The organism is Mucilaginibacter panaciglaebae (assembly GCF_039539265.1).
Lineage (GTDB): Bacteria > Bacteroidota > Bacteroidia > Sphingobacteriales > Sphingobacteriaceae > Mucilaginibacter > Mucilaginibacter panaciglaebae.
The window spans coordinates 236,606-251,860 of sequence record NZ_BAABCV010000001.1 but is presented as its reverse complement, the minus strand read 5'-3'; the positions used below and the strand labels follow the sequence as shown (position 1 = coordinate 251,860).

Annotated in this window: 15 protein-coding genes; 6 read left to right on the top strand and 9 right to left on the bottom strand. The window is 42.5% G+C overall.

Annotated features, from left to right (window positions below; translation table 11 throughout):
• Positions 1-143: 143 nt before the first annotated feature.
• The gene (locus tag ABD772_RS01120; RefSeq protein ID WP_345100488.1) at positions 144-434 is read left to right on the top strand and encodes a YciI family protein; all 291 of its coding nucleotides are present in this window, start codon (positions 144-146) and stop codon (positions 432-434) included.
• A 234-nt stretch (positions 435-668) separates the two neighbouring features.
• Here ABD772_RS01120 and ABD772_RS01115 read toward each other — a convergent pair whose 3' ends face one another.
• Together ABD772_RS01115 and ABD772_RS01110 are read right to left on the bottom strand one after the other, a co-directional pair.
• Positions 669-1,532 (bottom strand): aldo/keto reductase, encoded by an 864-nt coding sequence (locus ABD772_RS01115; protein ID WP_345100486.1) that lies wholly within the window; start codon positions 1,530-1,532, stop codon positions 669-671.
• A 122-nt stretch (positions 1,533-1,654) separates the two neighbouring features.
• A complete protein-coding gene (locus tag ABD772_RS01110) occupies positions 1,655-4,411 on the bottom strand; it encodes a carboxypeptidase regulatory-like domain-containing protein (protein ID WP_345100483.1) in 2,757 nt (918 codons plus the stop codon).
• Between the two features lie 170 nt (positions 4,412-4,581).
• On the opposite strand from ABD772_RS01110, the gene ABD772_RS01105 reads away from it, so the two are divergent.
• Entirely contained in the window at positions 4,582-5,049 is a 468-nt protein-coding gene (locus ABD772_RS01105; protein ID WP_345100480.1) for a CYTH domain-containing protein, read from the top strand.
• Between the two features lie 70 nt (positions 5,050-5,119).
• On the opposite strand, the gene ABD772_RS01100 is transcribed toward ABD772_RS01105, so the two are convergent.
• From ABD772_RS01100 to ABD772_RS01085, 4 genes are all read right to left on the bottom strand, one after another.
• Positions 5,120-5,335: a hypothetical protein gene (locus ABD772_RS01100; protein ID WP_345100478.1), complete on the bottom strand. Its 216-nt coding sequence runs from the start codon at positions 5,333-5,335 to the stop codon at positions 5,120-5,122.
• A gap of 475 nt (positions 5,336-5,810) precedes the next feature.
• Positions 5,811-6,140 (bottom strand): YbjQ family protein, encoded by a 330-nt coding sequence (locus ABD772_RS01095; RefSeq protein WP_345100476.1) that lies wholly within the window; start codon positions 6,138-6,140, stop codon positions 5,811-5,813.
• 47 nt (positions 6,141-6,187) lie between these two features.
• Positions 6,188-6,469 (bottom strand): pyrimidine/purine nucleoside phosphorylase, encoded by a 282-nt coding sequence (gene ppnP / locus ABD772_RS01090; RefSeq protein WP_345100474.1) that lies wholly within the window; start codon positions 6,467-6,469, stop codon positions 6,188-6,190.
• Between the two features lie 101 nt (positions 6,470-6,570).
• The gene (locus tag ABD772_RS01085; RefSeq protein WP_345100472.1) at positions 6,571-7,293 is read right to left on the bottom strand and encodes a class I SAM-dependent methyltransferase; all 723 of its coding nucleotides are present in this window, start codon (positions 7,291-7,293) and stop codon (positions 6,571-6,573) included.
• Positions 7,294-7,392: 99 nt separating this feature from the next.
• Here ABD772_RS01085 and ABD772_RS01080 point away from each other — a divergent pair, with 99 nt between their 5' ends.
• Complete coding sequence (locus ABD772_RS01080; protein ID WP_345100470.1) at positions 7,393-8,274, top strand: LysR family transcriptional regulator; 882 nt, start codon at positions 7,393-7,395, stop codon at positions 8,272-8,274.
• A gap of 220 nt (positions 8,275-8,494) precedes the next feature.
• On the opposite strand, the gene ABD772_RS01075 is transcribed toward ABD772_RS01080, so the two are convergent.
• The gene (locus ABD772_RS01075; RefSeq protein ID WP_345100468.1) at positions 8,495-9,166 is read right to left on the bottom strand and encodes a DUF4397 domain-containing protein; all 672 of its coding nucleotides are present in this window, start codon (positions 9,164-9,166) and stop codon (positions 8,495-8,497) included.
• Between the two features lie 139 nt (positions 9,167-9,305).
• Positions 9,306-9,986, bottom strand: coding sequence for a DUF4397 domain-containing protein (locus ABD772_RS01070; protein ID WP_345100466.1), 681 nt, complete (start codon positions 9,984-9,986; stop codon positions 9,306-9,308).
• A 131-nt stretch (positions 9,987-10,117) separates the two neighbouring features.
• Between ABD772_RS01070 and ABD772_RS01065 the strand changes: the two genes are divergently transcribed.
• A complete protein-coding gene (locus tag ABD772_RS01065) occupies positions 10,118-11,053 on the top strand; it encodes a cation diffusion facilitator family transporter (RefSeq protein WP_345100464.1) in 936 nt (311 codons plus the stop codon).
• Between the two features lie 25 nt (positions 11,054-11,078).
• A complete protein-coding gene (locus ABD772_RS01060) occupies positions 11,079-11,369 on the top strand; it encodes an antibiotic biosynthesis monooxygenase family protein (RefSeq protein ID WP_345100462.1) in 291 nt (96 codons plus the stop codon).
• Positions 11,370-11,494: 125 nt separating this feature from the next.
• Here ABD772_RS01060 and xth read toward each other — a convergent pair whose 3' ends face one another.
• A complete protein-coding gene (gene xth / locus ABD772_RS01055) occupies positions 11,495-12,265 on the bottom strand; it encodes an exodeoxyribonuclease III (protein ID WP_345100460.1) in 771 nt (256 codons plus the stop codon).
• A 380-nt stretch (positions 12,266-12,645) separates the two neighbouring features.
• Between xth and mutS the strand changes: the two genes are divergently transcribed.
• Complete coding sequence (gene mutS, locus ABD772_RS01050; RefSeq protein WP_425562808.1) at positions 12,646-15,222, top strand: DNA mismatch repair protein MutS; 2,577 nt, start codon at positions 12,646-12,648, stop codon at positions 15,220-15,222.
• Positions 15,223-15,255 lie beyond the last annotated feature (33 nt).

Genomic DNA, 15,255 nt, shown 5'->3' with positions numbered 1-15,255 from the left:
TGCAGGCTTTTTATTGATTGGCAAATATTGTAAATATTACACTATTAGTCTTAATATTGGTGGCAATAATTGTCAAAATATTAAACACATTTAACATCAGCTTGTTCAATTTAAATTACCCACAACTTAAATTCAAAAAACTAATGAACCAATATTTAATTACCGCATACGATCATACCGACGAAGGTACGTTTGATCGCCGCATGGGTGTACGGCCTCATCACCTTGACGGTGTCCGCGAACTGAAGGCAAAAGGCAACTACGTTGTCGGCGGCGCTATGCTGAATGAAGAAGGAAAAATGATTGGCTCGACCATGATACTACAGTTTGAAAACGAAGAGGAATTGGAAGCCTGGAAACAAGGCGAACCTTATATCACGCAGAAAATTTGGGAGTCGGTAGATATTAAGCCGTTTAAAGTTGCCCAGGTTTAACGTCAAAAGCCCCGTATTACAGGGCTTTTAGTTTTGTGTCCCGGTGGCTAGAATTGTAACTAAGATCGCCCGCAGTGCGAAACAGTATTTATACCTACGCCCCTATAGTCGTTGCGTCTCTTTAAATTTATCTATTAAATATCATAACCACCGCAAAAGGCAAATAATATTTGTTGACATTTGTTTAATAAAAAGGGATAACATTTGCTATCCCTTTTTATTAATCGTACCTATTTAAGCCGGCGAGATACCATCCAGTTCCTTAATGTCATCTTCACTTAGCTGAATATCTGTAGTTTTCATATTTTCTTCCAGGTGTTCAACGCTTGAGGTGCCGGGTATCAGCAAGATGTTGTCTGCATGGTTTAGTAACCAGTTTAAGGCTACCTGGTGTATTGTTGCCCCATGTTTTGCGGCTATTGTTCTTAATTTTTCCTGTGCCGAAATATTGCCTGCATTCAGCGGGAACCATGGAATAAAGGCTATGTCCTGCTCTTTGCAGTATTCCAACACCGGCTCCCATTTACGGTTGTCAACACTGTACATGTTTTGTACCGATACCACCTCAAAATATTGCTGCGCATCCTTAATATCATCGACACTTACTTCAGATAAGCCAATGTGTTTTACCTTGCCGGTTTGCTGCGCTTCCTGCAAAAATTCGAAGGTTAGTTCGGCCGGCACCTTCGGGTCAATACGGTGTAATTGATAAAGGTCAATCTGCTCCAGTTTTAATCTTTTTAAACTGCCATCCAGCACTTTTCTTAGATGGTCTGGATGACCGTTTACCGGCCATTGGTCGGGGCCGGTGCGTTCCAGTCCGCCTTTTGTGGCAATAACCAATCCGGTGGGGTAGGGATGCAACGCTTCGGCAATCAATTCTTCAGACACATGCGGACCGTAACTGTCGGCAGTATCAATAAAGTTCACACCCAATTCAACGGCGCGCTTTAATACGCGTATAGATTCGTCGTGATCTTTAGGAGGCCCCCAAATGCCCTGACCCGTGATACGCATAGCGCCATAACCCAGTCTGCTAACGGGTAAATCACCGCCTATCGTGAATGTTCTGCTGTAAGAATTTAGTGTAGTAGCCATAGTTTTTCTTTGAGTAATTAAAGTAAAAACTACGATATGACACTAAAGGTTTTGGGCGATAGTGGATTGAAAGTCATTTTATATTGGCAAAACAGAAATGATAAAAAGAGGTGTGGAAGTTATCACTTCACCGTATACTTATAAACTGTACGCCCTATATTTCCTTTGTCATCAATGCCTTCAATAATTGCCCGGTAAGTTCCGGTACCATCAGCGTTAAAAAAGTCAAATTTGGCTGTACCCGTTGCTTTGTCAGTAGTTACTTTAGGATTCCAGTAAATGGTTGTGCGTAGGTCGCCACCCAGTGCGCCTGTTTTGGTTGCATCATACTTAGGCGAATAAAACTCGCGCGTCATGTAATAACCTTTGGGCTTAAATTTTACAGCGCTATATTGCGGTGTCAGCAGCTCATTAAGCAATTCTTTATCCAGCGGTTTTCTTTTTTCTTTTTTACTACTGATGACAACTACCCCCTCGGTATTGTCCATTCTGTTAAGCCCGCTTAAGCCGTCGTTAAAGTAAACTTCAACCTGGTCGATAGAAGTTGGATCGACGCTCTGGAGGTTTATAAAATCGGTAGGCATGCCGTCAAAGTAAATACTGGCAGGCACACGTTTGCCCGCGTTATAATTACGGCTGATGTATAATTTATCATTATCATAAGTCATACCCGGAATGGTATTTTTTAAGCAATCATACAAGGTAGGGCAGCCGGTAAATCGCGATGGATCCATCACATGGTCGGGAAGATTACCCAAGCCGGATAGCATTGTATAATCGGCATGACTTTGTTTTTTAGGTGCACGGGTATCTTTAATAACAACTTCTTTAAGGTTACGCGAATTGGCTTGTATCTTTTTATCGTTTTGAAGATAAGCATTTAGTGCGGTGTCGATATTAGCAACCTCATCCGGGGCAGTTATACTTGGCACAGGTGGCTGGGGCGTAACATTGTTAACAATAATCAGCATATTGTTGCCATTGGTATTACCACGTGCATTAACTACCGCATTAACCGAGTCTGGGAAATATAATTTGGGAATAAAAAACTCGCCATCCTTATTGGTATTAACTGTTGATGATACACGCATGTTTTTAACATAAAAGTTTACCACACCGTTTGGTACCGGCATGCCCGAAGCCGTGCGTAACGTACCCGAAACCATTATTCCATCCTCAGGGAAATATTTAATGGTAGGCACTTTATTGGTGAATATGTCTTTATAAGAAACCCGGCGATATCCCTGTGTGAGCATTAATACGTCAAGGTCTGAACTGGTTTTATCGTTGATGTTGGTAAAATAATAGTTCGGTTTTTCTATATATCCCTTCAACTCTGAGGTTAATAGCAGGTTGGTTAATATAGTGGTCTCTGCTACTTCATTGTAAGGCACTTTGCTATTGTCAATCACCGTTACCGATAGGTTGGCTAAAGCAGGCTGGCCAGCAGCGGTTTTAGCAGTAACGGTAAAAGGTACATTGTCTCTCGTTCCATAAGTGTTTTTAGGCGTGCTCAAGCCAATCTTCAGCTGATCATCACGTCGTATAAAAGCTATACGTTCTGATAACTCATCTCCGCCTAAAAAAACAGTGAATTTAGCTATGCCCGATGGGAATTTTGTTTTAGGTATATTAATGTCGTAAGTTTTACTGGCTAACGCAGTCTGCCCGGCGTAACATATTACCTGGCCTGATTGACCAAGCAAGGTCAACCGCTTGTTTTTATTTAAAGCAAAAAAGGCATCGCTTGATTTTATGCTAACCGTAATTTGTTGCGGGTCGGTATTATTGACTGCGATGGCCATGCCGTCGTCTTTAGCAACAGGCAGATCGTACGTGGTTTGCTGCCCCCCGGGGAAGACGATATTGGCCTGGTAAGTTTTGCCCGCGGTTGGTGTTAATTCAAATATACCCATACCCAGGTGCTGGGTGCTTGGAGTGGCTACGGTCGCGCCGCTATTATCGGTTATGGTGGCTGTAACATTTAATCCCAGACCGTCAGGCTTAACTACCTTAAATGCTACTTTTGATTTAATGCCGTTAATGAGGTTGCCACCCTCCGGAAAGAACTGCACATCAATTGGCGACGCGGTGTTTTTAAGCGTAAAAGAGCGGTTAATGTTGTTGTTGCCCAGATCAAGATCTGTGATGAGCGTAGCGGTTTTAAGGTCGGCTATTTTGTCGGTCGAGAAGCTGATATTCATGTTGCCCTTAGCATCTGTGGTGCCGCGGCCTTTGGCGATATTTTCAAAGGCCATGCTTTGTGCATGCCAGCTAAATTTCCGGCCTGCATAATCGCGATTGTCCACTGTGGTATAATGGATTACGGCATCAATCTTTGCAGTACCGTTTTTTTGTTGACTCGAAAGCTGTATTGTACTGAATACGTTCTTATCCGCAAGGCTACCTACGGGTATGGTTTTATTAAAGAAATAGGCCGCATCAAAATTGCGCATCCAATTGGTATATGCCTGAACATGATAATTACCTTCTCGAAAATGTTCGGGTAATAGTTTGATATCGCCGTAAGCAAAACCGTCTGTCGCAGGCAACTTCAGGCGCTGCACTACCGAGTCGCGCGCATTTAAAATATCTACATAAACAACTTTACTTAGCGCAGTTGGCAGGTGCTTGTTTTTGGTCATATCATCATTAATGGTGACGTCCATGGTAATGTAAGCCTTAAACCAGATAGTGTCGCCAACGGCATAGTAAGGTTTATCAAAATGCAGATAAACTTTCTCGAAAGGGTATTCGGCGTTATACTTTATGCTTTTGTTGACAATGGTTTGCGCGGTTATAGTATCCGATTGTGAAAAAGCTGAAAAGCTTATTACGATTAATGAAAATAGTAGCGCAGTAAATTTTCCAAAATTCATTAGTAGTCTCAAGGTATTTAAAAGATGGATAAATATATCTATTTATGCATTAGGTATGGCAAAGCATGTTATACTTTAACACATTTTTACATTTGGTAGTATAGTACCTCCCCATTTATCTGCTAACAAACGTATTAAATGGCTGTTATGGCTACATAATAATACAACATATGGCAATTGAAATTGAACGTAAATTTTTAGTTGATTATAATAAATGGCAAGCTGCGGATAAGCCAGTCGGCAGCAAGCTGAAGCAAGGCTATATTGTTGACGATGAAAACCGTACTGTTCGTCTGCGCATAGCCGGCACCGCAGCACACCTGACCTTTAAAACTGGCACGACCGGCATTACCCGTAACGAATATGAATATGAGATACCGGCAGATGATGCCGCCGAACTGTTTACGCAATTTGTTAAAACCAGCCTTGAAAAAACACGCTACTGCCTAACTCATGACAATAAGTTATGGGAGGTGGATGTTTTTGAGGGCGACAATGAAGGACTTATAGTTGCGGAAATTGAACTGGACAGTGAAGATGAGCCTTTTATGCTGCCACCCTGGGTAGGGCAGGAGGTGAGCGGCGACACAAGATATTATAATTCGAGCCTGTCAGTAAAACCTTTTAAAAGCTGGTAAAATAAATAAGGCAGAGCCGGTGATCCGGGCCTGCCTTATTTATTTACTATGGCCGTAGCCATTTGTTTGCTTACCAGCCACTGCCTTTTTTAGCAGCGCCGCTTGCGATATGACCTTCAGCCGTAGCTTTGTTCAAGATTGCAGCCATTTTGTTGCCTGCAGCATCGGTACCGGTAGCAATGTATCTACCTGATTTTACATCGATAACAGGGTTTACCATCGGTACGTTTTTAGTTTTAGTTTTTACTGAATAAGCGGTAATGCCGCCACTTGTAGGTGTTGCCATGATAAGTTTTTAATTGTTTAAAAAAAAGTTAACCTTATTAGGTGTGAATTGTTTTCACAAACATAGTCTACTTTTATTAAGTAGTATATAAATGTTAAAATTTTTTATTGCCTGAAATGTGGATAACTGGCCATTTTTAGGCTTTTTTGTCTTTTTGTGGAAAACTTATTTGCCCTGCTGGTCTTGACAGAGCGCTCTGTGGCGTTAAACGTGACTAAAAGTTAATACCTAATTAATTACCTTAGTATCTACACAAAAGAACAACTACAACTTACAGCTATATGGGTAAAAGAGATTCAGGCATAGTATACCTTCTGTTAGGCATATATGCATTAATGATTAACTGGTACTATAACCACTCTATCATATTACTGATATTATGCTATATATTCTGGCCTATATATTTAATATATGAGCTGTTAACCGGTGGCCTGTCGCATGGGATGTGGAAGCACATACCATGGAGTTACTTCAATTAATTTTTCTCGACGGTAACTGCGGTGCCGTAGGCCAGTACTTCGGTAATGCCTTGCATAATTTCATTGGCATCATAGCGCATGCTGATAATAGCATTGGCGCCTATTGCCTGTGCGTGTTGAATTAGTAACTGATAAGCCTCCTCCCGCGCGCTTTCGCAAAGCTCGACATAAACAGATAGCCGCCCGCCAAAAAGCGATTGAAGGCCCCCTGCAATATTGCCGCCCAGACTACGGCTACGCACAGTAATGCCCCGTACCATGCCTAAGTGTTTAACAATGCGATAACCCTCAAGGTTGTTGGCTGTTGTAACTAATGAATGATCCATACTTCGATATTTAAGTTTATACCAAAATACGGAATGCCAAACGAATATTACTGATATTTACAAAGATATGAGCTCTGGCCTGTCGTCTTTACTTTAAAAGAAGCATCGGCCGCAACTTTAAACGATTGCCCGTTGGTATAGCTTTTCCATTCGGTCTCTCCCGGTAAAAGTGCAATCAGCTCGCCCTCAATAACAGTCATGGTTTCGGGTGTTGAAGTGCCGAATTCGTATTCGCCGGTTTCAATTACACCAATAGTCGATTTGCCGTCGGCCGCTGTATAGGCAAGCGATTTAACTGCCCCGCCAAAATATTCATTTACATTTATCATCGTCTCTTACTTTTTGTGGCCGAAGATGCTGAAAATAAAAATATCGGCCAGCCGAAATCTGAAAAAACACGGTGCCGATATTATGATGCGCGGGCATTTAACTATTTTATGGCACCAAACGCCGCAAAATATGAGTTCTTGTGTAGTATTTCCACACTTTTAAAGCCTGCCCTTTTTAACAGGTCCATTTGAAAATTTAGGGAGCGTGGGGTATCTTCGCGAGCCACATAGTTCAATACTTTCCGGCGATATTCCGGTCCGCCCAACATATCCAGATAATCGCTGTAACGTTTTGCAAAAAGCTGTTCCAGCGGTGCCGTATCGTGGGTAATCAAGTCTGATATCCAGATGCTGCCACCCGGGCGCAATGCCTTATACAATTTGCTGAACACATGCTCCCAGTCGGCATCATCGCGCAGATGATGAAATGTTGCAGCAGCCAGAACTATATCGAAGCTGTTATCTGCTAAATCTAAATTACGCATGTCGTCCTGGATGATACTTACTTTACCGGTAGTTTGCGGGGCCACACGTTGCCGCGCGCGTTCCAGCATTGGTAAACTCAAATCATTAAGGGTGCAGTTCAAATTGCTGATTTTGCTTAGCATTTTCAAGGTATAGTTGCCCGCACCGCAGCCTATATCTAAAAGATCTGCGGCATTAGGGGTTACATATCTGGCGGCATCGGTGCATAGCTCCATAGTAAGCGGGGCGTCAATAGTCGTGGCCTGGCCGGTTTCTAAATTTGAGAATCGCTCTACATCATTATCAAAACGTGCTCTGATCTCGTCATTGGTTGATTTTGTTGAATAATCAATTTTCATAAGTTGTTGTTATTATTGATTTGTCAAAACTATCCGTTTTTATAATATTTGAAAAATATCAATTTTATCAATTATTGATATCTGTAAAGTATCGTAGTTATGGAAATTAGACACTTGCAATACTTCAAGGCGGTAGCCGAGCACCTGCATTTCAGAAACGCTGCTGCCAGCCTGTTTATTTCGCAGCCGCCCTTAAGCCGGCAGATAAAGGAACTGGAAGATGAACTTGGCGTACAGCTGTTTGTGCGTAACAATAAGCGCGTAGCGCTTACTGAGGCAGGTAAGTATTTCTTAACTTCAGTTGACGCGATCTTTGCGCAACTGGAAGAGAGCAAAAATATCGCCCGGCAAATACATCGTGCGGCCGATAGCGGGGAGTTGAAGATTGGTTATATCAGCTCGGTTTACCAACCATACCTGGCCGAGGTATTGAAATCATTAAGGGCCGAATTCCCTTACATTAAAACCAATTTGTATGAACGGCCTACTATTAAACAAATCGAAGCATTGGAGCAGGGGCAGCTGGATGTAGGAATTTTGAGGGCGCCTGTACAGTCAGAACAATTAACAGTGCATACCCTGTTTTTCGATCCCTTTATGGTAGTGGTGCCGGCTACTATAAAAAAAATATACGACAGGCAAGAGTTAGCCGACTTTATAAAAGATAAACCTTTTATTTTTTTCAATAAAGAATATGCGCCACAATACCATAGTAAATTGATTGAGATATGCTATCGGATGGGTTTCAAGCCCGATATCACCCATGAAGTCAATAATGTCCATTCTATAGTACAATTGGTCGAAGCTGGTCTGGGGGTATCCATATTACCGCTATCTTTAAAACAGCAATATGCTAATTTGCAACTTACGTTTGTTGATTTAAAAGATATACCCGTTACTACCGAAGTGGTTCTGGCTTATAAAAAATCAAATATAAGTGTCGCGCTCAGTTGGTTTATCCAGAATTATAGCCCGAAATGATTTTCAGGTATTTGCTTTGTTAAATTATGGAGAAAAATCAGCAATATATTGCTAAACAACAATGGGGATTTAAGTTAACGTCTTATGGTGCGTAAAAACATCATAACGGCAATAAATATAATGGCAAGATAAAATATCTTCATAAAGTACGCTATGCCGTGTGTTGGGGCTAAAGTAAAAACGCCCGGCAGCTACCAGGCGTTTTTATTTATTTTTTTAATCATTTCTGCAATAATACGGTAGCCTTCAAATCGGCTTTTAAAGTGCCTGACAGGTATACGGTATAAACATGGCCAGCTTCTACGCTAGTTGGGATATCCAGCATAGAAGTATTAGTTCCTGCAATATAAACCGAGAACGAAGATCCGGGAGCAACACTGTAGTATTTCGAATCTAAAGCAGGGCTTAATCCGGTGGTCAATGGAGCTCCTGCTCCGGTTATCCCAAAATCCAGGTTATCCACCAGGTCAAGGTTCAAATTGATAAAGCGCACACGTGCTTTACCTGCTGCAATAGAAACATCGTCAATATAAGAAACCGTATTGCTGCCAAAGCGAAAAATGCTGTAATATACATTGGGCAGCGGAGTAATTTGAAACCCTGCAAGGGTATTGCCGGTTGAAGATGTCTTAAATGCAGCAGATTGCTGTTTTCCGGCATCAACAGAGAAATAATTGGTGCTTTGGGTATAAGGCAGCGGAAGCGTGTTCTTTTTGGTGCTGCCCACATAAAAATCCATTGGCGAATCGGCCTGCGAAGCATTGGTTACTTGTATGTAAGCTGTGCCGCTAAGTTGACTATTGTTTTTTTTATTACAGGCTGTTATAGCTAACAGCGTTAGTGCTAAAATGGGGAATATTTTTTTAGTTGTCTTTAAAGTAAAAGTATTCATGTTTTTATAATAATAAGTAATGATACAAAGATATAGATGTTTTAAACTTATATTTTTATAAATAACGAGTTTGTTTTAACTAAATAAAAATGCCCGTTATAATTTGCTTATAACGGGCATTTGTCAGCAATATTGCTTTTTAGTTTTGTACCAAAACATGGTAATGGATAGAAGCTTGTGTAGCACCCGAAATATAAATGGTGTAAATATGACCGGCCTCAATCGTTACCGGAATATCTAAAGCTACAGTGCTTGAACCTGCCAGATAAAGCGAAAATTTAGTAGCGGCGTCTACTTCATTGTAAGCCGAAGCGGTTTTGTAAGCCAAACTGGTGACTACCTTGTTGCCGCCGGTTACGCCAAAATCAATCGCCGAATTTAAAGCGGAACTCAGGTTGATAAACCTCACTCTTGCTTTGCCTGATTTGGGGGCAGTACGATCATCAGTAGTAGTAACGGTCGATTTGTCGTCGGTGTAAAATACACTGTAATATTTACCGGCCTGGGTGTTTAAGGTTGTTGAGCTGTTGACGGTTGCCGATGCATTGCTTTTAAATTGCATGGTATGATTACCGGCTTTTACGTCGACATAGGCGGTTGATTGCGTATAGGCTAAAGCCGAAGAGTTGACCTTTTTGTTGTCAGAATAAAAATCCTGAGCATCAGAAGCTTCAGCAGTATTAGTAGCCATAACATAAGCTGATGCATTTGCACCTATGCTGTCATTATTTTTACTGCAGGCACTTAAACACGCGACAATTGACAAAGCCGCAACGGCAATTAAAGTTTTAGGAGTCGGGAAAATACTTTTTGTTTTCATTGTTGTTTTGTATTAGATAGATTTTACTGTTTTTAGTATTAAATATTTGTTTTGTTTAAATAATAGATATTGAATACTGTAATTTGAGATAATCCAAACATAAATAATGCCAAAAGTATTATTGAGGTATAATGGCCACTGTTAAAAAAACCATATATATAGCGCTCTTGGCTAATCTTTTAATAGCCGTAACCAAGTTTATTGCCGGTAACATTAGTAACAGTGCTGCTATGATTGCAGAAGGAGTACACTCGGTGGTTGACACTATTAACCAACTGTTATTATTACTCGGTATTAGCCTGAGCAAGAAAAAGCCCGATAAATATCATCCGCTTGGTTATGGTAAAGAGCTTTATTTCTGGTCGTTTGTAGTATCTATACTGATATTTGGCTTAGGTGGCGGCTTGTCGGTCTATCAGGGCATTACCCATATTTTGCATCCGGCTGTATTGGGCGATGCCAAGTGGAGTTACATTGTACTGGCAGCATCAGTGGTATTTGAGGGTACATCGTTGGTGGTAGCCGCAATTGAGTTTAATAAACTGCGCGAAGGCCAAAGCTGGTGGGACGCTATTGTTAACAGTAAAGACCCTTCAACCTTCCTGGTTTTGTTTGAGGATAGTGCGGCTGTCGCGGGGCTATCTATTGCGGCCTTGTTTTTATACCTGAGCCATCGCCTCAATAAGCCTTACCTGGATGGCATCGCCTCATTGCTGATTGGTATAATATTGATACTCGTATCGCTCATATTAGCGCGCGAGAGCCGAAGTTTACTTATGGGCGAGGGTGTTAAAACCAACACTAAACACCGTATCCGCCAAATTATTGAAAGCGATAAGGCCGTGCTCAATTTAATGCACCTGATGTCAACCTATCAATCGCCCAAAGAAATTCTGGTCATGCTGATCATCGCCTTTAAACCCAACCTTACTACAGAGGGTATAAACGACGCCATTGATCGTATCCGTACAGAAATAAAAAAAGAATTCCCGAACATTCGCTTCGTCATTATTCAGCCTGATGTTTTTGAAGACAATGTTGACCCTAATGTGCAAACGTATATATAAATTTAAGCACAAAAACACCTTAAACATGATTTTGGAAGTAGCCGTCCTGAACGTCATCTCCGGATGGGAAACACAATTTGAAAAAGACTTTGCTATTGCCGGACAGTATATCTGTGCGATAAAAGGATACATCCGGCATTCGTTGAGCAAATGCATTGAGCAGCCTAATAAATATATCTTGCTGGTAGAATGGCAAACGCTCGAAGACCATACCGTCGGCTTCCGCCAATCTGCAGATTACCTGGAGTGGAAGAGGCTACTGCACCATTATTATGATCCGTTTCCGGTGGTAGAGCATTTTGAGCGGGTGGTATAATAACTTGTCAAGCAATCTCTCCGCGATAGTTGCATCTTACCCGATTGATAAACATGTGTAGAGATTGCTTGTTCCTCACGATGACGTAATGGGAGGTAACTATATACCTATTAGACCAACAGCTATCAATCCATCAACTCAATCCAAACCGGCGCATGATCGCTCGATTTTTCCCAACCACGCACATGCTTATCAACCCCTGCCGACTTCAACCTAACATCAACCTCCGGGCTTAGCAAAAAATGATCTATTCTTAAACCGGCATTGCGGCCGTAAGCGTTCCTGAAATAATCCCAGAAAGTATAAATAGTTTCATCAGGATATAGCTTGCGCAAAGCATCCGTCCACCCTTGCGCTATCAGTCGGTGAAAGGCTTCACGTGTTTCAGGGCGGAAAAGTGCATCATCCAGCCAGCGCTCGGGTTTATAAACGTCTTTTTCGGTTGGCATAACATTATAGTCGCCGGTTAATACTACGGGTATACCGCGCGCTAAAAGCCCTTCGGCATGTGTAATAAACCGCTCGAACCATTGCAGTTTGTAGTCGAATTTCGGTCCGGGCGCCGGGTTGCCGTTAGGCAGGTACAGACAGCCTATCACAATATTGTTTACCAGGGCCTCAATATAGCGGCTATGCAGATCTTCCGGGTCGCCCGGCAGGCCGCGTTTCAGCTCCTTAATTTCGCCTTTGGCTAATATAGCCACGCCATTCCAGCTTTTCTGCCCGTGCCAGATGGCATTGTAGCCGGCATCGCGTATTGCCTGTTCAGGAAATTTTTCTTGCGGAGCTTTCAGTTCCTGCAAACAAGCCACATCAGGCTGAGTTTCCTGTAGCCAGCGCATTAGCACAGGCAGCCGGCCATTTACGCCGTTAACATTGTAGGTAGCTATTTTCATGATTTAAACTTATAAAAAAAAATCAAATTTGCTGTTTCACATAGGGTGTTTCACTACTATATCGCCAATGAGTGTAAAAATAACTTAACTGTGTTAATTCCAGCTGTTTAAGTGGCTTTAGCTAAAGTATTGGTACTGTTTCAAAGTGTTTCACTCCGTTTTGTTAACTATCTTTATTTCAGTGATTTATCTTAAATAAGTGTTTCAAGTGTTTCATTTTTATAAGTGAAACACTTATGTGTCATCAGCAAAAAACCGGTATCCACATCCTGATGAATTTTCAACAATCCCGCCAGTGTCCGGGCAATAGCTTAACTTTACGAGTCAATTAAAAAGGAAAGAACCGCTTGTCAAAGAACGCTACGAAAGAAACCCCCTTAATGCAGCAGTATAACACTATTAAGGCCAAATATCCAGGCGCCTTACTGCTGTTTCGCGTTGGCGATTTTTACGAAACCTTTGGCGAGGATGCCGTTAAAGCTGCGGGCATTTTAGGTATAGTGCTCACTAAAAGAGCCAACGGGTCGGCGTCGCATATTGAGCTGGCAGGCTTTCCGCACCATTCGCTGGACACATACTTACCCAAGCTGGTGCGGGCGGGCCAGCGGGTGGCTATCTGCGACCAATTGGAAGACCCGAAAGCTACCAAGACCATTGTGCGCCGTGGCGTTACCGAGCTGGTTACCCCTGGTGTCGCCACCAATGATAACATCCTTAACCAAAAGAGCAATAATTACCTGGCGTCGTTATATTATGAAAAAAGCAGCATAGGTATAGCACTGATAGATATTTCGACAGGGGAGTTTCTAACGGCCCAGGGTAACAGCGATTATATAGACAAACTGCTTCAGGGTTTCAGTCCCAGCGAAGTAATCTTTCCTAAAAGCCGCCAATCTGAATTTAAAGATTACTACGGCGACCGCTACTACACCTACATGCTCGACGAGTGGCCTTACAGCGGCGATTACGCCTATGAAACCTTGCTTAAGCATTTTGGGGTGAAGTCGCTAAAGGGATTTGGCATTGATAAACTGAATCTGGGTATTGTGGCTGCCGGGGTGGCGCTGCATTACCTTAATGAAACCGAGCACCGCAACCTGCAGCATATCTCGGCCATCAGTCGGATAGAGGAAGACCGCTATTTGTGGCTGGATCGCTTCAGTGTACGCAACCTGGAGCTGATCGGCTCGGCCAACGAAAATGCACATACATTGGTTGACGTGCTTGACCAGACCTGCTCTCCAATGGGTGCGCGTCTGCTACGCCGCTGGATAGTGATGCCCCTCAAAGAACTTAAGCCTATCAATGACCGGCTGGGAGTAGTTGAATATCTGATAAGCGAAGCTGAACTGCGCGAAGAACTACAACAACACATCCGCCAGATCGGGGACCTGGAGCGCCTGATCTCCAAGATTGGTTTGCAAAAAGCTAACCCGCGCGAGGTTTGCCAGTTGAAAAAAGCCTTGATGGCTATAGAAAGTATCAAAAAATTATGTGAGGGCTCAGGCAGTCAGCCCTTGAAAGCTATAAGCGAGCAGCTAAATCCGTGCACTACCATTTGTGAGAAGATAGGCCGCGAACTACATCCTGAACCGCCGGTCATGTTAGTTAAAGGCTCGGTAATGAACAATGGGATAGATGCCGAGCTGGACAGATTACGTAAGATAGCGTTTGGTGGTAAAGACTATCTGATCGAAATACAAAAACGCGAAGCTGAAAGCACCGGTATACCGTCGCTGAAAGTGTCGTTCAACAATGTGTTTGGTTATTACCTCGAAGTTACCCATAGCCACCGCGATAAAGTACCTGGCGATTGGATACGTAAACAAACACTGGTTAATGCAGAGCGTTATATCACCCCTGAACTCAAAGAATATGAGGAGCAAATATTAGGTGCCGAAGAAAAGATACTCGCCCTGGAAACCAAACTGTATAATGACCTGCTCTATGCGCTTACTGAATACATCAAACCAATACAGCTAAATGCTCAGCTTGTAGCCCGTTTGGATGTGTTATTGAACTTTGCTACCATCTCCATTAAAAATTACTATGTTAAGCCAGAGATCAACGAAAGCAAGGTCATTGATATTAAAGGCGGTCGTCACCCCGTAATTGAGAAAACTTTGCCACAAGGCGAAGACTATATTACCAACGATGTGTTCCTTGACTCTGAAAGTCAGCAGATCATTATTATTACCGGGCCCAATATGGCGGGTAAATCAGCATTGCTAAGACAGACCGGACTGATTGTGCTTATGGGGCAAATGGGCTGCTTTGTGCCCGCTAAATCAGCAGCGATAGGCTTGGTAGACAAGATATTTACTAGGGTAGGAGCATCTGATAATTTATCGTCAGGCGAGTCGACCTTTATGGTGGAAATGAACGAGACAGCCAGCATCTTGAATAACCTGTCAGATCGCAGTTTGATCCTGCTGGATGAAATAGGCCGAGGTACCTCAACTTATGATGGTATCTCCATTGCCTGGTCGATAGCTGAGTATTTGCATAATCATCCAACGGCAAAAGCTAAAACCCTATTTGCCACGCATTATCATGAATTGAACGAGCTGAGCAATAGCTTTAATCGCGTCAAAAATTTTAATGTCACGGTTAAAGAGATTGGTCATCAGATCATCTTTCTGCGTAAACTGGTGCCGGGGGGCAGCGAACACAGTTTTGGTATACACGTCGCCAAATTGGCCGGTATGCCGCCCAAAGTATTGAGCAGAGCTAATGAGATACTTAAAAAGTTAGAAAACGAACGCACCGGTGGCGAACACATCAAAGAGAGCATTCGCAAGGTTCAGAAACAAGCTGTGCAGATGCAGATGTTTAGTATCGATGACCCGGTGCTGGTAAAGATACGCGACACCCTGAATAACCTCGACGTAAATACTTTGACCCCTGTTGAAGCGTTGATGAAGCTGGACGAAATACAGCGTCTGATTAAAAGTTGATTCAATTTAAATTTCGTGGTCGCAAATGTGGAT